At 46.9% G+C, this 20,668-nt stretch carries 16 protein-coding genes; 13 read left to right on the top strand and 3 right to left on the bottom strand.

Going from position 1 to position 20,668, the window contains the following annotated elements:
• Window positions 1-148 precede the first annotated feature (148 nt).
• The 8 genes from BC343_RS08690 to BC343_RS08660 all read left to right on the top strand — a co-directional run bounded on the left by BC343_RS08690 (window position 149) and on the right by BC343_RS08660 (window position 9,714).
• Window positions 149-1,585, top strand: a complete 1,437-nt coding sequence (locus BC343_RS08690) for an OmpA family protein (protein ID WP_078347449.1) — start codon at window positions 149-151, stop codon at window positions 1,583-1,585.
• A 71-nt stretch (window positions 1,586-1,656) separates the two neighbouring features.
• Window positions 1,657-1,800: a DUF6728 family protein gene (locus BC343_RS31350; RefSeq protein WP_202909753.1), complete on the top strand. Its 144-nt coding sequence runs from the start codon at window positions 1,657-1,659 to the stop codon at window positions 1,798-1,800.
• A 38-nt stretch (window positions 1,801-1,838) separates the two neighbouring features.
• Window positions 1,839-2,219: a RidA family protein gene (locus tag BC343_RS08685; RefSeq protein ID WP_078347381.1), complete on the top strand. Its 381-nt coding sequence runs from the start codon at window positions 1,839-1,841 to the stop codon at window positions 2,217-2,219.
• 10 nt (window positions 2,220-2,229) lie between these two features.
• Window positions 2,230-4,335, top strand: a complete 2,106-nt coding sequence (recG, locus tag BC343_RS08680) for an ATP-dependent DNA helicase RecG (protein ID WP_078347380.1) — start codon at window positions 2,230-2,232, stop codon at window positions 4,333-4,335.
• 52 nt (window positions 4,336-4,387) lie between these two features.
• Window positions 4,388-5,770 (top strand): M20/M25/M40 family metallo-hydrolase, encoded by a 1,383-nt coding sequence (locus tag BC343_RS08675; RefSeq protein ID WP_078347379.1) that lies wholly within the window; start codon window positions 4,388-4,390, stop codon window positions 5,768-5,770.
• Window positions 5,771-5,897: 127 nt separating this feature from the next.
• Entirely contained in the window at window positions 5,898-7,217 is a 1,320-nt protein-coding gene (locus BC343_RS08670; RefSeq protein WP_078347378.1) for an MFS transporter, read from the top strand.
• Window positions 7,218-7,433: 216 nt separating this feature from the next.
• On the top strand, window positions 7,434-9,140 hold the full coding sequence (locus tag BC343_RS08665; protein ID WP_143822118.1) for a helix-turn-helix transcriptional regulator: 1,707 nt from the start codon (window positions 7,434-7,436) through the stop codon (window positions 9,138-9,140).
• A 385-nt stretch (window positions 9,141-9,525) separates the two neighbouring features.
• Window positions 9,526-9,714, top strand: a complete 189-nt coding sequence (locus BC343_RS08660; protein ID WP_143822117.1) for a hypothetical protein — start codon at window positions 9,526-9,528, stop codon at window positions 9,712-9,714.
• Window positions 9,715-9,719: 5 nt separating this feature from the next.
• Here BC343_RS08660 and BC343_RS08655 read toward each other — a convergent pair whose 3' ends face one another.
• Window positions 9,720-11,036 carry a polysaccharide deacetylase family protein gene (locus BC343_RS08655; RefSeq protein ID WP_143822116.1) on the bottom strand — a complete coding sequence of 439 codons (1,317 nt, stop codon included), beginning with the start codon at window positions 11,034-11,036 and terminating at the stop codon, window positions 9,720-9,722.
• 432 nt (window positions 11,037-11,468) lie between these two features.
• On the opposite strand from BC343_RS08655, the gene BC343_RS08650 reads away from it, so the two are divergent.
• The 3 genes from BC343_RS08650 (at window position 11,469) to BC343_RS08640 (ending at window position 13,701) form a co-directional block, all read left to right on the top strand.
• Window positions 11,469-12,059, top strand: coding sequence for a TetR/AcrR family transcriptional regulator (locus BC343_RS08650; protein WP_078347374.1), 591 nt, complete (start codon window positions 11,469-11,471; stop codon window positions 12,057-12,059).
• Between the two features lie 108 nt (window positions 12,060-12,167).
• Window positions 12,168-12,413 carry a hypothetical protein gene (locus BC343_RS08645; protein ID WP_238381732.1) on the top strand — a complete coding sequence of 82 codons (246 nt, stop codon included), beginning with the start codon at window positions 12,168-12,170 and terminating at the stop codon, window positions 12,411-12,413.
• Window positions 12,414-12,417: 4 nt separating this feature from the next.
• Complete coding sequence (locus BC343_RS08640) at window positions 12,418-13,701, top strand: MFS transporter (RefSeq protein ID WP_078347372.1); 1,284 nt, start codon at window positions 12,418-12,420, stop codon at window positions 13,699-13,701.
• 167 nt (window positions 13,702-13,868) lie between these two features.
• Here the strand turns inward: BC343_RS08640 and BC343_RS08635 are convergent, their stop codons facing one another.
• Window positions 13,869-14,762: a PfkB family carbohydrate kinase gene (locus BC343_RS08635; protein WP_238381731.1), complete on the bottom strand. Its 894-nt coding sequence runs from the start codon at window positions 14,760-14,762 to the stop codon at window positions 13,869-13,871.
• 119 nt (window positions 14,763-14,881) lie between these two features.
• Here BC343_RS08635 and BC343_RS08630 point away from each other — a divergent pair, with 119 nt between their 5' ends.
• Both BC343_RS08630 and BC343_RS08625 read left to right on the top strand, forming a co-directional pair.
• Window positions 14,882-17,455, top strand: coding sequence for a gliding motility-associated C-terminal domain-containing protein (locus tag BC343_RS08630; RefSeq protein ID WP_143822115.1), 2,574 nt, complete (start codon window positions 14,882-14,884; stop codon window positions 17,453-17,455).
• Window positions 17,456-17,502: 47 nt separating this feature from the next.
• Window positions 17,503-19,812 carry a family 20 glycosylhydrolase gene (locus BC343_RS08625; RefSeq protein ID WP_078347369.1) on the top strand — a complete coding sequence of 770 codons (2,310 nt, stop codon included), beginning with the start codon at window positions 17,503-17,505 and terminating at the stop codon, window positions 19,810-19,812.
• Here the strand turns inward: BC343_RS08625 and BC343_RS08620 are convergent.
• Window positions 19,809-20,585 (bottom strand): NUDIX hydrolase, encoded by a 777-nt coding sequence (locus BC343_RS08620; RefSeq protein ID WP_078347368.1) that lies wholly within the window; start codon window positions 20,583-20,585, stop codon window positions 19,809-19,811. The genes BC343_RS08625 and BC343_RS08620 overlap by 4 nt on opposite strands.
• Window positions 20,586-20,668 lie beyond the last annotated feature (83 nt).

Genomic DNA, 20,668 nt, shown 5'->3' with positions numbered 1-20,668 from the left:
AGTACAGGATCTATGTTTTAAATAAAAAACATTTATTTTTATTATTTGTAGTAGTATTTGTGTTTTTTGGAACAAAGTTTGGTAATCGTTTCAAACATAATTACTAATTTTGAAAAAAATCACAATTAAATCGTTTAATCTTAAAACTATGAATTATTCTACATTGAAGAAAACAGCTGCCTTGTCGTTTGCTGCTTTGTTGACTGCTGGAATGGTTAGTGCACAAGACAGCACCAGAACCGTTACAACAACAACAACTGTATCAGACACCACAATGTCATCTGGCACCACAGGCGCTAAGGTATTTGGCGGCAGGGGACAGTACAAAACTTTTAGCATCGGCATCAACGGCGGTATCACTTCGCCATTCGTTGCAATTGGCGGTGTTAACGACTGGGAAAAAGCTCAAATCGGTATCGGTTACGGCTTATCTTTCCGTTCACAATTGGCTCACTCTTTCGGCTTGCAATTAGATTTGCACGGCGGACAAGTTAAAGGCCGTAACGAAGATGCTAACGGCAACCCAGAGCAAATTGGCTCACGTACAGCTTTCGCTACTAAATTCTATTCAGCTACTTTAAGCGGTGTTGTTAACGTTGCTACTATCGACTACATCCGTCGTAAAAACGCTATCAACTTCTTCATCACCGGTGGTGCTGGTTTAGCGTTCTACAAACCAAGCTACGCACAAACAGTTGCTCAATACAACCAAGGTACCGATGCTTTTGATTTTTACCTGAACGATGCTAACGGTAACCCAACTACTCCTGGCCAACCAGGTAGCGGTACCAGCAAACGTACTGTAAAAGAGTTGATCATCCCGATTGGTGCCGGTGTTAAATTCCGTTTAACTGACGCGGTTGCCCTTAACTTAGGTTACACCATGAACTTCATTGATGGTTACAACTTCGACGGTACTGCTACTCAGCGCGACACTCGTGATAAATTCTCTTACGGTTACGCTGGTTTAGAGTTCACTTTAGGTGGCAAAGGCAAACCAAACTTGGATTGGGTTAACCCAGTAGCTATGATGTACGACGAATTGTACGACGAAACTTTACGTAAAGAAGTTGCTGCTTTGAAAGACCGTATGACTTCTGTTGAAGGCGCTATCAACGACTTGAAAAAAGATTCAGACGGCGACGGTGTTGCTGACCAATTCGACAAATGCCCTAACACTCCTGCCGGTAGCGTAGTTGATGGTTCTGGTTGCGTTATCGTATTCCCTAAAGACACTACTATGAACGCTGGTACAGGTGCTGCTTACTCTAACATCCAGTTCGAGTTTGATAGCTCAGTATTGCGTACTTCTTCTTACCCTGCATTAGATGCAACTTCAGCTGACTTACGTGCTTCTGGTGCAACTGTACAGGTAAACGGTTACGCTTCATCTGAAGGTACTGCTGCTCACAACATGTCGTTATCTCGCGACCGTGCTAACTCGGTAAAAACTTACTTAGTTAACTCTGGTGTATCTGCTTCTAAAGTAAAAGTTAAAGCTTACGGTGAAACTAACCCAATTGCTGACAACTCAACTGAAGAAGGCCGCGTACTTAACCGTCGTGTTTCTTTCACCAAAAAATAATATTCTTTAAATAATATTATGCGAAAGCCCCGGATAACCCGGGGCTTTCTTTTTTTTGCTAATTTTGTACTATGTACTTCTTCAGGAAAAAGGACCCTAACCGGCCAACCAGTTTTAACCTTAAGGTGATGCACGCCATTAATGCTACGGCCATTATTATGTTTTTGGCAGGCATTATTTATAAACTCATCCACTGGTTTATCTTAAAGAAATAACACTACCCACCCCTATTATTTATACACCACAACCGCACATGAAAACCATCATTAATACTACCAATGCTCCTGCTCCTATTGGCCCCTACAGCCAGGCAGTTGCCGCTAACGGTTTACTTTTTGTATCGGGCCAAATACCCATGAACCCTGCAACAGGCGAGATAGTTACTACAGGCATTACCGACGAAGCGAAACAGGTAATGGAAAACCTGAAAGGGATATTGGACGAGGCCGGCGTAAGCTTCGATAGCATTATAAAAACCACCATCTTTTTAACCGATATGGGCACTTTTGCGCAGGTTAACGAAGTGTATGGCTCGTACTTTACTGCTGATTTCCCGGCGCGCGAAACAGTGCAGGTATCGGGCTTGCCTAAAGGCGTTAATGTAGAGATATCGGTAATTGTATTAAAACCCTGATAGGTAGAAATTGAGCCAGCCTTTTCAAACACCTATAGAATATTTAAAGGGCGTGGGCCTTGCCCGTGCCGAGGTGCTGAAAAAGGAGCTGCAAATTTTCACCTTCGATGACCTGCTGAAGCATTTCCCGTATAAGTATATCGACCGTACGCGGTATTATAAGATACGCGATATACAGCCCGATATGCCCCATGTGCAGGTGGTAGCGCGCCTGCTATCAAAAGAAATTGTTGGCGAAAAGCACACCAAACGCCTTGTTGCAAAGGCTAAGGACGATACAGGAATTATAGAGCTGGTATGGTTTCAGGGCATAAAATGGGTAGAGAAAACCCTGATGCCCGGTAAGGCCTACATACTTTTTGGCAAGCCCGGCTTTTTTAACGGCAGCCCACAAATGGCTCATCCCGAAATGGACCTTTGGGGCTCGGCAAACCAGCAGCAACGCGGTGCACTTACACTGCAGCCAGCCTACAGCTCTACCAAAAAGCTGGAACAGTTTACGTTAGACAGTAAAGGCCTTCAAAAGCTAATAGCCGGCCTGCTCGACCAGTATGCCCGCGAGATACAAGAGAACCTGCCCGCTTATTTGCTTAACCGCTTTAAGCTAATAGGCCGTGCTAATGCCTACCGCAACATCCACTTCCCTAACGATGCCGCGCAATTGAACGAGGCTACGCACCGCTTAAAGTTTGAGGAGCTGTTCTTCCTGCAACTTAAGTTGCTCAAAAATAAACTCAGCAATAATGCAAAATTCAAGGGCAACGTTTTCGGCACAGTAGGCCCTTACTTTAATGATTTTTACCACAGTAAACTCCCCTTCCCGCTCACGGGTGCGCAAAAGCGGGTATTAAAAGAGATACGTACCGACACCCAGCGAGGCGTGCAAATGAACCGCCTGCTGCAGGGCGATGTAGGCAGCGGCAAAACTGTGGTAGCGCTAATGAGTATGCTGATAGCTATTGATAATGGTTTCCAAACCTGCATAATGGCCCCTACCGAAATTTTGGCCAATCAGCATTTTCAAACTATCAGCAGCCTGGTGGGTGATGGCTTTGTGGAGATAGCCTTGCTTACCGGCTCGGTACCTGCAAAAAAACGCCGTGTTATACATGAAAAGCTGGAAGACGGCAGCCTGAAAATATTAGTAGGTACGCATGCCCTGATAGAAGATAAGGTACAATACCAAAACCTTGGGCTGGTGGTTATAGACGAGCAGCACCGTTTTGGTGTAGAACAGCGCGCCAAACTCTGGCGTAAAAACGTAGTGCCGCCGCACGTATTGGTAATGACAGCCACGCCCATCCCCCGCACACTGGCCATGACGCTATACGGCGACCTGGATGTATCGGTTATTGACGAGTTACCCGCTGGCCGTAAGCCTATAGAAACCCTGCATTACTACGAGAATCAGCGCCTGCGAATGTTCGGCTTTATGAAACAGGAAATTGCCAAGGGGCGGCAGGTGTATGTAGTTTACCCGCTGATAAACGAAAGTGAGAAGCTCGACCTGAAGAACCTGATGGACGGTATTGAGATCATGAGCCGTGAGTTTCCGCTGCCGCAATTCCGTATTAGCGTTGTGCACGGCAAAATGGCGGCTGCTGATAAGGAATTTGAGATGCAACGCTTTATTAAAGGCGAAACCCAGATAATGGTGGCTACAACGGTGATAGAGGTTGGCGTGAATGTACCCAACGCTTCGGTAATGATCATCGAAAATGCCGAACGCTTCGGGCTATCGCAATTGCACCAGTTGCGCGGCCGTGTGGGCCGGGGTGCCGAACAATCGTATTGTATACTTATGACAGGCCCCAAATTAAGTAACGACGGGCGCATACGCATCAACACTATGGTGAAAACCAACAATGGTTTCGAGATAGCCGAGATAGATATGCAACTGCGTGGCCCGGGCAATATAGAAGGCACCCAGCAAAGCGGCGTGCTTGACCTTAAAGTAGCCAACCTGGCCACCGACCAGGAGTTGCTGGTATTGGTACGCAAATGCGCCGAAGCCATATTGGAGAAAGACCCGCAGCTTGCCCATCCCGAAAACCAATTGCTCAACCAAAACTTCCAGAGCAAAAACGAAGGATTGAGTTGGGATAAGATATCGTAACGTAGCGGTATTTCGGGTGCAAATGTTATTTTTGCTAAAACACCCATCCACAATGAAGAAATCTTTACTCTTCCTATCCCTACTATTCGCGGCAGGCTCGCTTAAAGCGCAGCAAGATTCGCTGATGATACGCAAGCTGTACGACGAAGCTTTGGTGAACGGCCAGTGCTACGAAAACCTGCGTTACCTTTGCAAAAACATTGGGCAGCGCCTGAGTGGTTCTGCCGGCGCCGAAAAATCGGTTACCTGGAGCAAAAAGCTGATGGATAGCTACGGATTCGACAAGGTTTACCTGCAGGAGTGTATGGTACCTCATTGGGTGCGCGGCGCCAAAGAACAAGGTTATATAATTGATGGCAAAACCCGTATACCCGTGCCAATTGCGGCATTGGGCATGTCGGTAGCTACACCGGCAGCAGGTATAACAGCCAATATAGTAGAGGTGAAAAGCCTTAAAGAACTGGATGCCCTTGGCGAGAAGGTAATAAAAGGCAAAATAGTTTTCTTCAACGGCCCGTTCGATCAGCGCTTTATTGAAACAGGTGCCGGCTATGGCGCGGCAGGCATACAGCGTTTTTTAGGGCCTTCGGCTGCTGCTAAATATGGTGCAGTGGGTGCTATAGTGCGTTCTATTACCCCTGCGTTAGACGATTACCCGCACACAGGCGGCACCGTTTATGCCGAAGGCGGCGTTAAAATTCCGGCTGCTGCTATTTCTACATTGGCAGCAAACAAGCTGAGCGCAATGTTGAAGCTGCGCAAGTTGCCGTTGATCAAATTCTACTTTAAACAAAATTGCCAAACACTGCCCGATGTAAAATCGTACAACGTAATTGGCGAAATAACCGGTACCGAGAACCCTAACAAATTCATCAGCGTTGGCGGGCACCTCGATTCGTGGGACCTTGCCGAAGGTGCGCATGATGATGGCACGGGCGTAATGCAATCTGTAGAAGTACTGCGCATATTCAAAGCTGTTGGGTACAAACCTAAAAACTCGGTACGTGCTGTATTTTTTATGAATGAAGAGAACGGCCATAAAGGCGGCTTAAAATACGCCGAAGTTGCCGCAGCAAATAAAGAAGACCACATTGCAGCTATCGAGACCGACGAGGGTGGCTTCACCCCGCGTGGTTTTAGCTTTGACGGCATCCCGGCATCGCGATTAAAATCGATCAATGCCAAATATAAAGCCTTATTTGAACCGTACGAAGCTGACAGGCTGATAGCTGGTGGCAGCGGTACCGATATTGGCCCCTTGAAAGAAACCCGCCCGGATATTGTGTTGATCGGCTTCCGCCCCGATTCGCAGCGTTATTTCGACATCCACCATACGCCTAACGACGTTTTTGAGAACGTAAACAAGCGCGAACTGGAACTGGGCGCAGCAGCTATATCGGCCCTGGTTTATTTGATAGACCAACACGGCTTATAAAAACATTACCCAAAGGCGCGGCACACACCGCGCCTTTTTTGTACGCGCAACGTAACAAATACACATTGCAATTGCCTTAAGCGCAAACAGGTTGTAAATTGCAGCCCTCAATACAAATACCATACACATGGCCGAAGAAGGTAGTAGCCTCCCCGTTAAAAAAGATTCGTTCGCCGCGCTGCGGTATAAAGATTTCCGCTCTTATGTAGGCATGCGCTTTTGCTTTACGTTTGCCTACCAAATGCAAACCTATGTTTTAGGCTTTTACATTTACGAACTTACACACAGCAAAGCTGCTTTAGGCTACGTTGGCCTTGCCGAAGCCGTGCCAGCCATATGCGCCGCTATTTATGGCGGTTATATAGCCGATAAGCACGAAAAGCGCAAAATGCTGCTCATTATATTCTCGGGCGTTTGCCTGGCAGCGCTTACCATGTTTTTGGTAACCCTGAATGATATGCGCCCTTACATAGCATCGGGCTGGGTATTACCCGTGCTATATGCTATGATATTTTGCAACGGGCTGGCAAGGGCATTTTACGGCCCCGCTACATTTACTGTTTATGCGCAAAGTATCCCCAAAGAAGTTTACCCGAACGGCAGCACCTGGAGCAGCTCTACCTGGCAAATAGCATCTATATTGGGGCTGGCTGCGGGTAGCTCTATCTATGCATTTGCCGGCCGCTTTATTCCGGGGTTGAGCGGCATCACGGCCTCTTTTGCTGTTATTTTGGTGATCATGCTGATATCGTTATTGCTTGCTTACCGCTTGCGCAAGTTCCCACCGGTTTATATCCCCAAAGAAAATGTTTGGCAAAGTGTAAAAGAGGGGCTTGCATTTGTTTTCAACAACAAAATAATGCTATACGCCATGAGCCTTGATATGTTCTCGGTTTTATTTGGCGGTGTTGTTGCGCTTATACCTGTATTTGCCCTTGATATTTTGCACGTTGGCCCCGAAGGCGGCGGCATGCTACGTATGGCTACTACTATAGGTTCGGCGCTTACACTAATTGCCATGGTGCGGTTTTCGCCCATGAACAGGCCCTGGCGTAACTTGTTAATAGTGGTGGCAGGTTTTGGTATTACAATTTTCGGCTTTGGCCTTTCACGCAATTTCTACCTTTCGCTGGTGTTCCTGTTTTTCCAAGGGGCCTTTGATAGCGTAAGCGTGGTGATAAGAGGTACATTAATGCAATTGCTCACGCCCGACCAAATGCGCGGCCGTGTGTCTGCAGTAAACTCAATGTTCATTGGTTCATCTAACGAGATAGGCGACTTTGAATCGGGCATGGCGGCAAGCTTGCTGGGCACCTTGCCGGCAGTAATGTTTGGCGGCACCATGACACTGCTTATAGTAACTTTTACTTTCTTTAAAACGCGAAAACTTATACCCTTATCTTTGGATGAAATACAGCATCCCAAGGCCGCAATAGAAACCCAATAGCTACCGTTTACGTACTATAAGTTAATGCGCTGTTTTTAATTGATGGTGTGCAATTTGATATATACTAACAATTAAAAAATTGCTTTAAAATTTATTTTTCAAGAACAGTGCAAAACCCTATTTTAGTTGGCTAATTGGATTTACGCATTGACCCCTAAATGTTTAAATAGTCCGTACTGCTTGCTGCTGAAAGTGTTTTTCATTTTTGGCCTGCTAATGGCGTGCACCTACAGCACAAGTGCCCAAAACAAATCACCCAATAATATATTTGCCGGCATAAAAAACCTTCCACCCGAGAAGCGGGTTGCCGAGGCGCGTGAACTGAGCAAAACCTACTGCCGCAAAATGCCAGAGGCAGAGGCCATGCGCAACCTCGACACACTTGACGCAATTGCCCGCGATTTGAACGACCTGCCGCTGGAGTGCGCCGTGTTTGATATGCGTGCCGATTACTATTCGGTAAACCGCGGCTTTAATCCTCTAAGCACCAAATACTACCAGGCTGCCGAGCAATTTGCCGAAGACCACGGGCTGGCGCTGGAAGAAGCTATTTACACGCACCGCCTTGGCGTTTACTACCTCATCTATAAAAAGAATATAGAGGCTTGCAGGTACTTCCTGTTTGCGCAGGATAAATTCCGCGAAATTGGTTATAATAATGTGCCCGATATGGCAGGCTACTTTATACAGGCCGCAGATTTTTATTATGCCATTGGCGATTACGAAAACGTACGGCAAAACCTGCTGCAGGCCCTAACGTACGATAAATCGGGTGCGCGTACCAAGATAAACGTGCTGAATACCTTGGGGCTTACCTATCGCAACAGCGGTGCCGTTGGCTTGGCCATGCAATACTTTAACCAATCGCTGGCACTGGCAGAAGCTAAACGCGATAGCGTATGGATAGGCATAACCAAAGGCAACATCGGTTCTATCTACTTCATCCAAAAAAAATACGATAAAGCCCTGCCTCTTATACAAAACGATTACGAAGTATCGCTGCGGTATAACCAAATGCTTAATGCGGGCATAGCCATGCTGCGGCTGGTACGCATAAACCTTGAAGGCGGCAACCTGCAATTGGCAGGGCAACAGCTAGCCACTGCCGATACCTTACTGGCTAAGGCGCGCGAAGACGCATTAAATTACCGTGTAGAGTTTTACGAGCTAAAAGCACGCCTGAGCGAACGGCTGGGTAACATTGCCGAATCTAACTTATTTAACAAAAAATACAACGCTGCTAAAGATAGCCTCGAGCGCCGCGATAATGTTGCCGCGGTAGAGCGTGTACGTTTGCAATGGGAGCTGGAGAAAAATAAAGCCCAGCTTAGCGAGATTAAAACCAATGCAGCAATTGGTGCATATAAGCGCAATATGGTTATTGTAACGTTAGCCCTGCTGATAGTAATTGGCGGGCTGATATTTAACCGGCAACGGCTGAAAACAAAAAAAGATAAAGAGATAGCTGCATCTGAACAACTACGGCTGAACGAAGAATTAAAGAACGCCACCTTAGAGCTGCATGGGTATACCGAAAGCCTTGTACAAAAAAACCTGGTGATAGATGAGATAAGGCAGGAGATGGAGAAAATGCACCTGCAATTTACCAACGAAGGTGATGCCCGCGAGCTGGATAACATGATGAAGGCCCATATTATGACCAACGAAAGTTGGGACGAATTTAAAAAGCTGTTCACCAAAGTACACCCTGCCTTTTTTTACCGCCTGCGCAACGCCCACCCGCACCTTACCGATACAGATGTAAGGCTAATGGCATTACTAAAGCTAAATCTGAATAACCGCGAGATGGCCGGTATGTTGGGTATAACCTTAGATGGTGTGAAGAAAGCCAAACAACGCCTCCGTAAGAAAGTTGGGCTTGATGCCGGCGGCGAAATTGAAGACATTGTAGACAAATTGTAACGCAAATTGTTAACCATTGCGCAATTTGTCTTGTTTTTGTCCACCCCAGTTACATGCTTAAAAGCGCTGTAATACACCATATTTGGGAACCCTTTTCCCGATTAATTGTTTGTTCGATTTAATTTTTAAACAAGCCATTGGTTTTGTTTAAAGCACAATGCAAGCAGCATGCCCTGGCAGGTTGTATGCAATGCACTATGCCTGATTAAAACAAGGGCCTTGTTTGCATGCGTATGCCAGCCATGGCGCTCATTTTAATTTAGCCATGCATACATGGCTAAAACATGTCGATACACCTAACCTGTTTTTAAACGTGCGATGCTTAGGATAACCTAAGTGTATGGCGTTTTATTACATAATTATTTCTAACGTTTACACTAACCCCATGGAAACAAAAGAAACCAAACCCAAATGCCCTAAATGCCAAACGGGCCACCTAACGCGCAGGGCCAAAAGGCCCTTATGGATGAAAACCCTACTTTTTTGGCTACCCATAAAACGTTACGAATGTGGCAGCTGTTACCGCCGTTCTTATGTATTCGGCACTTATAGTACCGGCAACCCTATTGGCTAAGAGGCCTACATAGCACTTAGTTTAACCGGCGAAGTATTTGACATAGCCCTATATAAAACATAGCTTCCTCCTGCATCAGTAACAGGCAACAGTTTCAACGTTTTTTTGCCCTGTATCATTTTTACTATCTTCCAATTGGCGGGTATGTAGGTTTTCAGGCTGAGGGGAAGGTTGTACTGATTCTTATCGAGCGGATGGCTTAAGTTGACAGTAATGGCAGCTTTACCGGCGCTTGCCGATATTTTGGCGCTTTGCCGTTCGCGCATATAACGGGTAACATCGCCAAAGGTGGCTATCCAAAGCTTATCATCGGCTGCTTTTATATAGCCAAAGTATTCGGCCAATTGCTCGTGCGTTAATGCTTCCCAGCCAATGCCATCTACCCCGTGGAAGGTGAGCACCAGCCAGGTATTATCTTTATTGGCGGTAGTATCAACCCAGGCCTTCATCATGGGCATAGGGGTTTTGGTAGTTGCCCCGCGCTGAAACTGGATATACTCTTTATCGGTATTGCCGGGGTTTGCCGGGTTGCTACGGCTTATTTCTTTAAGCCATGGTTCGGGCATGCGGTTACGCAAGGCCGGGTAAACTTTATGCAGGTACCCCATTACGCGCTCGTTCTCGGTACCAAAGGGGCCTTCGGCCGAAAAGGTGTAGCGCGGGCCCAGTTCGTGCAGAATATCCAACCGGCTGCTTTGCATTTCATACAGCATATTGGCTTCATCAAGCGCGGCAAGGCGGGGGTGGGTTACCATGTGGCTACCAAACTCGTGGCCCTGCGCGGCGTATTTGCGCATATCGGCCCAGGTGGTGCCGTGCGCATCCAAATATTCGGTGTTGTGTTGTATGCCTTCTTTAAAATCGTTGTTGCGTACTTTTTGGTATAGCTCATCAATTACCTTGTAAGCTTCTGTAGGTTTACCGGCGTCTATCAGCGAGCCTGCTTTGTAATGGTAATCCAGCGGGCCAATAAGCCCAAGGTAGCCCGCAGCAGCAGCGCGTTCATAAAAATTTGTGCTATTGGTAGGCGTGGTGGCAGTTTCGGCAATAATGGTTTTCACCGGCCGCCCTATAAATTTCCCGGCGAATTTTGAGCCCGGGATTTGCCCTGTAATAATAAAAAAAGTAGCTTTAACATTAAGCTTATTTAAGATGGGTAAGGCCTGCTTAAACTGGTTTACCGAGCCATCATCGAACGTGATAGATACGGCGCCCCGCTTATTACCCGGCCAGCGGGATATGGTGGTTTGCCCGGGGCTTTGCGCTTTTACTGTTACTGCAAAACTTATAAAAGCAAACAAAGGCAATGCAATAAATTTCATAAAGGTTGATGTTGAGGTGTTTACAAAAGCCAATATAGCATATAAAAACAACCGACAGCAAGCTGTAGCGATAAAGTGACATCCTCTATCCCACTTTGAAAAAAATTTAATTTGAAATTCATACCGTGTTTTCACCCTATTTTTTAGGGTGAAAATCGGGTAGTAGTACCTATATGATATTCGGCGATCTCACCCTATCTTTATTGCGCCCCTAAACCTTATCACAATCTAATAGATACCACGGGCTGTGATGAATAAAGAAGCTGAAGCCCTTCGGCACACCCTAATAAAACTCAAGCAAGCCATCAGCCGGTAATTATCGCTCCGGCTTTATCCCATTAAGTTTTTTAAATATCTGCCCCGCAAAAATTTATTTTTTTCACTTTATAAATAAATGAATATTCATTTATATTTGTGGCGTAATTAACAACTATGCGCACAAGAGATAATAACAAAGAAGAACTGGTAAAAGAAACAGCCATTAAAATGATTGTGAAAAACGGCATGGAAGGCTTCAGCATGAACAAGCTGGCCAAAGAGTGCGGTATATCGGTTGCTACCTTGTACATCTATTATAAAGACCGCGACGGACTCATCATCAGCATTGCATCAGAAGGCGGCAAAATGTTCAACGATGCGCTTATCAAAGGCTTCGATCCGGAGGCCTCCTTTGAGGAAGGGCTGCGCGTGCAATGGCAAAACCGTTACCAGTTCAACAAGCAGCACCCGCACCTGGCCATGTTTTTTGATCAGTTGCGAAGCTCGAGTTATCAAAAGGAATTCCTGTCGGGTTTTCTTCAGGAGTTTAGGCAACTGATGGGCAAGTTTATGTGCAACATTATTGAGCGAGGCGAAATTGAAGAAATGCCCTTCGAGAGCTATTGGTCTATAGCTTACTCGCCTTTGTATGCTTTGGCTCGTTTCGATTATGAAGGGCGCAGCCACAGTGGTAAGCCTTTTGTTTTAACCGAAGAAATTTTGTGGGAGACATTTAAACGGGTAGTGAAGGGATTGAAAAAATAAATATTCGGTTGGCACTGAAATGTTCGCCGGTAATATTCGTCAACATGTGTAGGTATCGGTTTACTGAATTAATTAAATAATTGTCCAATAATACATTTGATAATAGATATGCGGATAAATAATGTACCCATGGAAGACTTTAGCCACATACTGCTTTTTAAAACCAACATAGCCTGTGATGCCGATAAGGCGCTGGTATATGCCATGCTGAGCAATACACCCGGAATTGAGAAATGGAGTGTAGACCTGGAGGACGAGGATCGCGTGCTACGCATAGTATCGCACAGCTATTGCCACCAACAAATAATTGAACTGATAACCTATCACGGCTACAACTGCTGTGAATTAATATAACCAAATGAAAACAGAACAGCCCCAAACAGCCTTCACCGGCTATCAAAAATTTGTAATATTTATTTTAGCTCTCACCCAATTTACCGTGATACTGGATTTTATGGTGATGAGCCCCCTGGGCGATATGCTCATGAAATCGCTCAGCTTAAAACCGCAGGCCTTCGGCTTTGCGGTATCGGCTTATGCTTTTAGCGCAGGTATTTCCGGCTTGCTCACCGCAGGCTTCGCGGATAAATTCGACCGTAAGAAACTCCTCCTATTCTTTTACTGCGGGTTTATTATCGGTACCATATTTTGCGGGCTTGCGCAATCATACGCTGTGCTTTTGGCAGCGCGTATTATCACCGGCCTGTTTGGTGGGGTTATTGGCTCTATCTCTATGGCTATTATTACCGATATATTTAGCCTGCAACAACGCGGCCGTGTAATGGGTTTTATACAAATGGGTTTTGGTGCCAGCCAGGTTTTAGGCATACCTGTGGCTTTATACCTGGCCGATCATTTGCGTTGGGAAGCTCCTTTTTGGATGGTAGCCGCCATTGGCGTAGCTGCGCTTATAGCCATAGCCATTTACCTGAAACCTATCACGGCGCACTTGGCCATTCAGAAAGATAAATCGGCCTTGCTGCACCTATGGCATACTGCCGCCAAGCCCGATTACCAGGTGGGCTTTGTTGCAACGGCGCTACTATCTATCGGCGGGTTTATGATGATGCCCTTCGGTACTGCATTCGCTGTAAATAACCTGAAGATACCCAATGCCGATCTGTTCAAACTTTTTATGGTATCGGGCCTTAGCACCCTGGTAATTATGCCCCTTATAGGCAAACTAAGCGACCGGATAGATAAATTTAAAATATTTATGGCCGCATCTATATGGACCATGATCATGTGCGTAGTGTACACCAACCTTGGCCCTACCCCGCTTTGGCTGGTAATGATACTAAACGTAATGATGATGATGGGCGTAATGAGCCGCATGGTACCATCGAGCGCACTCACCAGCGCCATACCCGATATGGCCGACCGTGGCGCCTTCATGAGCATCAACTCATCGTTACAACAAATTGCCGGCGGCGTAGCAGCTGTAGCAGCAGGAGCCATAGTAACCAAAAAAACAGATTACAGCCCGCTGGAGCATTACGATATAGTGGGCTATGTAATAGTTGTAATATCTGTACTGAGCATATTAGGAATGCTGCGCGTTGATAAGCTTACCAAAAAGAAAATGGAAAGTAAAAAAGTGGTGATACCCGAGCAGGAAGCAGTGCTGAGCGAAGGGTTTTAACAGCATCACCTTATAACATTAATAAGCCCTTTTCTACGCAAGTTGAAAGGGGCTTAATAGTTAAAACCTTACCGAGAAGTGCGTAATTGCGGTATTGCAGCAATACAACAAGCGCCTGGCACTAAAATAATGCATCGTATGGTTCTGCCGCGTGCCCTTACCCTTCCTTACCTCTTCATCATCTCCCGCACTTCTTCTGCAGTGCCGGTGAATGGACCAGCCTTCTCTATTTTCAGCCCCGCCATGGCCGAGGCAAATTTACCGGCATCGGGCACGGCATCACCTTTTATGCGGCGGTATAAGTAGCCAGCCATATAGGTATCGCCGCAACCGGTGGCATCAACTACCTCGGTAGGTTTGTAGGCGGGTATTTCGTAAAACTCGCTATCGTATAATATTACTGAGCCCATGCTGCCCAAGGTTACTACCACTTCTTTAACGCCCCATTCGGCTAATACTTTGGCTCCTTCGCGTATATCGGCAATGCCGGTGAGTACTTCCAATTCGTGCTCGTTCACTTTCAATACGTCGATGTATTGCAGGGCTTCTTTTTTGTCGGCCCAGTCAATAGCATGTACGCCTTTTTCTATTACCTCGCGCAGGTAGCCCTGTGCATCGCAGGACACATTGCCCCGGCCAAACAGGTTTTTGATCAATTCGGTTGGGATATCATCTGCCAGCAAAGGCCCCAGGTGGAATATCACTGCTTCGGTATCAGCAAGGTCGGCCACGCTAAAAGCATCGGCTTTTTGTAATACGCGCTGGGTGCGGTTGTCCTGGTTCTCCTCGTAAATATTTTCAAAGTATACGGTATGCTTGCTATCGAGGGCTTTTACTTCAATGCCCAATTCGCGCAGATCAGTAACACTTTGCATTTCGGTTTTGGCGAGGGCCGTAACCAAGCCATACTTTACATCCATATGGCGCATAGCATGCGAAAAGTAAAAGGCAGTGCCACCGGCCATGTGCATTACAGCACGCGGAGTTACAACTTTATCGAGGGTGATGTGGCCAATACAGCAAATATCCAGCATATTACATTCAGAAATTGAGGCGTGCAATTTAGGCAATTAGGCGGGATAATATTTAAGTTTCATGAGACGAAAAAAAATGTATCTTCAAGCGGCCTAATAACCTGTTTTTGAAAAAGCGTTCACTTCTTATATTTTACTGCTTGTTGTTGTCTTTAGCAACAAAAGTATTAGCCGTACCTGCAACTGCCGATAGCCTTAAACTTTTAAAAACTATGCCTGCTGCAAACTGCGGTATCGATTGGGCTACCTGGGGCAATATTAACAGTAATGTGGCTGAGGGTGAAATAGCAACGTCGACAGGTAATGTAAGGGTAACCCTTACTTCGTATTTTGCCGGCAAAACAGATATTTTTAACCGTGCTAAATTTGATGCATCGCCTTATCCGGCGCCAAATGGCATGGTGCCACAAACTACCTGGGGCAGCGGGCAGCGAGGACGCAGTACCGTTTGTTTCTCGCGCAAGGTAACCAACCCGGTGATGCTGATATCGTCGCTCGGCAGCGATGTTGGCAATAATACTACTGCATTAAATTTTTCGGCCCCCTACATAGTTTTATACGACGGTGGCGGCATGACGTACAACCACGACTCGAAACTTACGGGGCATGAAGGTTTCGCGATCGTTCTGTTCCCCGGCGAGTTCGAGTGCATTGATATCGGCTCTGATAATGAAGAATTTTATTCGAACATTACCTGGGGCTTAGCCCCGGTAACTTCACCGGTTGATATAGAGTATACATCGGGCCCTTGCGGCGTATCTAATTTCAAAGCCGTGGGCGGCAATGGCGTATCATACAAATGGTATGGCGGCGGCGATTCGCCAACATCACAAATAAACCATGTTTACCAAAGCGGGTTTTATGCCGTAGCTGTTACCGATGCCAACGGCTGCAGTAACTTTTACGGTCGTGGCTTTGCATTACCTGTTGCCACCTCGCCACAAGCCTACTTAACCACTGTTGCAACAAGTTGTAATAGTATTACCATTGCGGCAAGCCCGGGGCAAACTTACCAATGGAATGGCGGGCTAACGCCAACCGAACGCGAAAACACTTTCACCACCAGCGGCAAATATTCGGTAATAATAACCCAGGAAAATGGCTGCACCTCCTACGCCGAGCAGGAAGTAACACTTGGGGCAACCATTACCGGCAACTCCACCGGCTGCGGCAGCCTAACGCTTACGGCAAGCGGCGGGCAAACTTACCTTTGGGATGGCGGCAATACACCCAATTCGGCAAGTAATACTTTTACTCAAAGCGGTACATATACCGTATTGGTAACTAATGCCGATGGCTGCACAGCTTCTGCATCAAAAACCATTACTATTGAAGCTCCCACCCTTACCATAACCGGTAATACAAAAGGTTGCGACCAGGTTACCCTAACGGCAAGCGGAGCAACTTACTACTTGTGGAGCGGCGGGCTGACGCCAACCAATGCCACTAATACCTTTACCACCAGCGGCACCTATACGCTTTTTGCTACCGATGCTAATGGCTGCAGCGCTACCGTTTCCAAAACTGTTGAAATAGCAAACTCCGGGGTAAGCATAACAGGCAACCCGCTCAGTTGCGAAAGAGTTACCCTGACAGCAAGCGGAGGTGTAGCCTATTTGTGGAATGGCGGCGAATCGCCAACCAGTGCGGTTAATACTTTTATAGTAGGTGGCTTGTATACCGTCACCATCACCACTGCCAATGGATGCCAAACTACGCTTAACCAACAGGTTACCATAAGCCCGCCCTACCCTACGCTAATACGCGTGAGCGATTGCGGATCTACAACCGTTACGGCGGGCGGATGGGAAAAGTATGTTTGGGATGGCGGCGAAACGCCCATAGGGCCTACCAATACTTTCAGGGCCAGCGGTACCTACAATTTAACCCTTACCGATGCCACGGGCTGCACTACCACAGTGCCCATCCCCGTTACGGTGGAGCCGCCCCTTAACCCAAAAGTTGAAATAACCAGCGACACCCAGGTAGCTGTTTGTGCAGGTACGCTTATTAGCTTTACCGCAACCGGTACCGATGAAGGGTTAGTGCCCCGTTACGACTGGTACCGTAATGATACCAAAGTTGGCGAAGGCAAAACCTATAGTGCAAACAACCTTGAAAACGGCGACCGCATTACCTGCCGGTTAACCGCAACACGCGAATGTACCGTCCCGCCGGTAGGCATAAGCGACCCTATTATTATTCAAATTACCCCATCGCCAACTATTACGTTTAACAAAGGCTTTGTAGCTATTGATGGCAAGGCCGTACAGATAGAGCCTGTTATTACGGGTAATATTACAAGTTATCGCTGGTCGCCGGCTACGGGGTTGAGCGATGCCACAGTTAAAACCCCTTTGGCAAACCCGGAGGAAACAACCGTGTACACGCTAACTGTTGTGGGTACCAGCGGGTGCGAAAACTCGGCTGAAGTAACCGTTAGTGTTGCCCAAAGTATGAATGTACCCAACACCTTTACGCCAAATGCCGACGGGGTGAACGATACCTGGGCGCTTACCTTCCTGCCTGCTTTCCCGCAGGCACGGGTTAATGTTTATAACCGGTACGGGCTGCAGGTTTTCCATTCGGTAGGCTACAAAAAACCTTGGGATGGCACCTCCGGCGGCAAGCAACTGCCCGCGGGCGTTTACTATTATATCATCGATTTGCGAACTGATGGCCGAAAGCCACAAACAGGTTACATTACCATATTGCGCTAATGCTTTTTTAATCATTAAATTAGCCGGGCAACCACATCTCCCTCGTAATGAATACTAAAACTTTGCGCCTGCAAGCGGCATTACTGCTCTTTACACTCATAGCGTCAACACTATCTACCAAAGCACAAACACCTGCTGCCGACCCATACCTGGGCATTATACCGGCGCCGGCATCGGTAAAAAAAGCATCGGGCACATTTACCTTTAGCGGGCAAACCTTAATAAAGACAGATAAGCCGAAGGACAAAACCATCCTTTTCCTGAAAAGCTTTTTGAAGGATAACCGCCATCTTAACAATAAAATATCTAAATACAACCACAAGGCCAAACCCGCAACAGGCTTGGTACTTACTTCGGTTGGTGCCGATAAGCTGCCTGCAGAAGGCTACAAACTTACCATCACTCCAAAAAAGATAACCATCATAGGCAAAGGCGCCGGCTTGTTCTACGGACTGCAAACGCTTATACAGTTGTTCCCTGTTGAAGCCGGGGCGAGCAGCAAATTGCCCTGCGTAACTATAGAAGATGCACCAAGGTTTGGCTATCGCGGGATGATGCTGGATGTATCGCGCCACTTTTTTACCGTAGAGCAGGTAAAACAGGTGATAGACGTACTGGCTGCTTACAAGCTGAATACCTTCCACTGGCATTTGGTTGATGGGCAGGGCTGGCGCATCCAAATAAAAAAATACCCCAAACTTACCGATGTGGGCGGCTTTCGCCTGCAAACCATGTATGGCAATAACCGCGACTGGCCCGACAGCCTAAGCTATGGCGGCTTTTACACACAGGACCAGATACGCGATGTGGTAAAATTTGCGGCCGACCGCTACATTAACGTAGTGCCCGAAATTGAGATGCCCGCCCACTCGGATGCTGCCCTGCGCGCCTACCCCGAACTGCGCTGCGAACCTGCCGACCCTAATAATCCACCCCGTAGCATCAATGGCCTCTACTGCCCTACCGAAGAAACATTTAATTTTTTGCAAAACGTACTTACCGAGGTGATGGACTTGTTCCCCAGCAAGTACATACACATAGGCGGCGACGAGGCTAATAAACAGCCCTGGAAAGAATCGGCCTTTGTGCAAAGCCTCATGAAAGAAAAAGGGCTAAAGGATGAAAAGGAAGTACAAAGTTATTTCATCCAGCGGATGGAGAAATTCATCAATAGCAAAGGCCGCAGCATTATTGGCTGGGATGAGATATTAGAAGGCGGCCTGGCACCTAATGCTACCGTAATGAGCTGGACCGGCGAAGATGGCGGTATTGCCGCTGCGCGCCAGCACCACAATGTTATCATGACGCCGCAAACCACCGGCAACTATTTCGACCATTACCAAAGCGGCTCGCCTCAAGAGCCTGTATCGTTCGGGCGCTATGCGGTGCTGAAGGAAACTTACGATTACGACCCGGTATCGAAACAATTAGCGCAGGATGAACGCAAATATGTGATAGGCACCCAGGGCAACTTGTGGACAGAGTACGTACCCACCATGGCTAAGCTACAGTACCAGATATTCCCACGATTGTTCGCCTTATCGGAAGTAGCCTGGAGTAAACCTGAGAACAAAAACTACGATAACTTTGCCAATGTGAGGCTCGCCGGGCATTTCGATAAATTGGAGAGTATGGGCTATAACTACAGGGTGCCAACGCCGTCTGCGGTGATAGATACCATTGTGTTTGGCCCTAAGTTTACCTATACACCGAGTTCGGTCGTTCCGGGTGCACGCATCTATTACACCCTAAACGGCCGCGACCCGCTGGATACCGATTGGGAATATACCTCGCCGGTTACCATCACCATCCCGGCAGGCGAAAAGCGCGAGTTTAAAGCCCGAGTAATAACCCCCACAGGCCGCCGCAGTATTGCAACCCGCGTGCTGATGTATAACCGTCCGCTGATACCTGCAACCGTGTACACCAATGGCAAAAAAGGGCTGAAATATAAAATGGTGAAAGGGCGCTTCACCTCGCCGGATCAACTGGACTATGTTGCCCTCACCGATTCGGCAACTACTGATAAGCTGAACGCCGAACCGTTAAAGAAAGACAACCCTTACTTTGGGGTGGTTTACGATGGCTACATCGATATCCCCACCGATGGCGCCTATAACTTCTCGCAGGCCTCATACACCGATACCCAGCTTTTTATAGATGGCGAAAAGATAACCGAAACCGAATACATGTTACCATTAGCCGAAGGCCTGCACAAAATAAAAGTGAAATACATTTACCAGGCACCCGTGCAAACACCCGGCAGCAGGGTAAGGCAAACGCCTTTACATATTTACATGATAGAGCCGGGCGATGCTAATAAAGGGGAAATTGAGGCAACAAGTTTGGTTTATTAACTTAACACTACCCCGTTTTTCAAGGCTTCATCGTACCGTTCCTTATCGAATTTATACAAATGTGGTGAGCGGTGCGGGCCAATGCTACGCTTTTCGTCAAGCTTGGTGAGCAAGCCAAGCGCTATAAGTTTTTTGGGGAAATTACTGATATCAAGTTTTTTGCCAAGCAGGGTTTCGTAAAGGGCGTGTATCTCGGTAAGCGTAAATTTCTCAGGCAGCATATTGTAGCCAATGGGGTAATGGTACAGGTGTATGCGCATGGTATGCAGGGCTTCCTGCACCATCTCATCATGGTCAAATTCCAGCGGTGGCAGGGCATCTATATCAAACCACTCGCACTCTACACTCATTACATCAGGCTGTAAAGTAGTGCGCGAAAAATCGGTTATCGAATAAAAGCCGATGGAGATAGTTTGGTCTATCAGCCAGTTATCGCGCGTTACGCGTACGCCTGTCGCCTCGTACCATCGTTCCTCGTCAAACTCCTCAAAACGGGCGCGGTTCGGGTCACCAAAGGTTTTAAATTGCTGCAAAAACAGGTTATCTATACCAGTGCGCTCTCTCACGTTTCGCGCGGCGGCTTCAACAAGTTTTTCCGTTCGCTTAATGTAGCCGCCGGGCAGGCACCAGCCATCTATCGCTTTGTGTTTGATGAGCAAAAGCTTCAGCTGCTGTTCGTGATAGCCGAATATGGCACAATCTAACGATACGTGCGGAATATACTCCTTATGCCCGTTCAGTATAAAATCTTCTATTTGCTCTTGCCGTACCATCGGGTTAAAATTAACATTCCCTGATAAAAAAACGTATTTTAAATTTATTTAGTGAAATTTACTAAATAATAAAATATTGTGTC

The organism is Mucilaginibacter pedocola (genome assembly GCF_002013915.1).
GTDB lineage: Bacteria > Bacteroidota > Bacteroidia > Sphingobacteriales > Sphingobacteriaceae > Mucilaginibacter > Mucilaginibacter pedocola.
Note: the sequence above shows the minus strand (reverse complement) of the source record. Positions and strands in the feature narration are given on the sequence as shown.

Bases quoted from the DNA above. Each gene is read 5' to 3' on its own strand.
- BC343_RS08650 (WP_078347374.1), top strand. From the start codon at position 11,469: ATGCGCACAAGAGATAATAACAAAGAAGAACTGGTAAAAGAAACAGCC.
- BC343_RS08645 (WP_238381732.1), top strand. From the start codon at position 12,168: ATGCGGATAAATAATGTACCCATGGAAGACTTTAGCCACATACTGCTT.
- BC343_RS31350 (WP_202909753.1), top strand. From the start codon at position 1,657: ATGTACTTCTTCAGGAAAAAGGACCCTAACCGGCCAACCAGTTTTAAC.
- BC343_RS08660 (WP_143822117.1), top strand. From the start codon at position 9,526: ATGGAAACAAAAGAAACCAAACCCAAATGCCCTAAATGCCAAACGGGC.
- BC343_RS08670 (WP_078347378.1), top strand. From the start codon at position 5,898: ATGGCCGAAGAAGGTAGTAGCCTCCCCGTTAAAAAAGATTCGTTCGCC.
- BC343_RS08640 (WP_078347372.1), top strand. From the start codon at position 12,418: ATGAAAACAGAACAGCCCCAAACAGCCTTCACCGGCTATCAAAAATTT.
- BC343_RS08685 (WP_078347381.1), top strand. From the start codon at position 1,839: ATGAAAACCATCATTAATACTACCAATGCTCCTGCTCCTATTGGCCCC.
- BC343_RS08620 (WP_078347368.1), bottom strand. From the start codon at position 20,585: ATGGTACGGCAAGAGCAAATAGAAGATTTTATACTGAACGGGCATAAG.
- BC343_RS08655 (WP_143822116.1), bottom strand. From the start codon at position 11,036: ATGAAATTTATTGCATTGCCTTTGTTTGCTTTTATAAGTTTTGCAGTA.
- BC343_RS08675 (WP_078347379.1), top strand. From the start codon at position 4,388: ATGAAGAAATCTTTACTCTTCCTATCCCTACTATTCGCGGCAGGCTCG.
- BC343_RS08625 (WP_078347369.1), top strand. From the start codon at position 17,503: ATGAATACTAAAACTTTGCGCCTGCAAGCGGCATTACTGCTCTTTACA.
- BC343_RS08665 (WP_143822118.1), top strand. From the start codon at position 7,434: ATGGCGTGCACCTACAGCACAAGTGCCCAAAACAAATCACCCAATAAT.
- BC343_RS08690 (WP_078347449.1), top strand. From the start codon at position 149: ATGAATTATTCTACATTGAAGAAAACAGCTGCCTTGTCGTTTGCTGCT.